General features: G+C 71.5%; 1 protein-coding gene. It reads left to right on the plus strand.

Annotated features, from left to right (window positions below):
* Positions 1-361, plus strand: a 361-nt coding sequence (locus RND61_RS32540; RefSeq protein WP_449343285.1) for an ATP-binding protein, incomplete at both ends; no start/stop codon positions are given.

The raw sequence follows: 361 nt of genomic DNA on the forward strand, positions 1-361 counted from the left end.
GGGGCCTTTGGCCGGTGTGATCGTGCAGCTGGGTGGTCAGACCCCGCTGGGGTTGGCGCAGGCGTTGAAGGACAACGGCGTGCCGATCGTGGGCACCTCCCCGGAGGCCATCCACGCCGCCGAGGACCGCGGCGCCTTCGGCCAGGTCCTCAAGGAGGCCGGTCTCCCGGCGCCCAAGCACGGCACCGCGACCACCTTCGCCGAGGCCAAGGAGATCGCCGACGAGATCGGCTACCCGGTCCTGGTCCGCCCCTCGTACGTGCTGGGCGGGCGCGGCATGGAGATCGTCTACGACGAGGCGCGCCTGGAGACGTACATCGCCGAGTCCACCGAGATCAGCCCCACCCGGCCGGTCCTGGTG

It is taken from the genome of Streptomyces tamarix, from assembly GCF_032423885.1.
Taxonomy (GTDB): domain Bacteria; phylum Actinomycetota; class Actinomycetes; order Streptomycetales; family Streptomycetaceae; genus Streptomyces; species Streptomyces tamarix.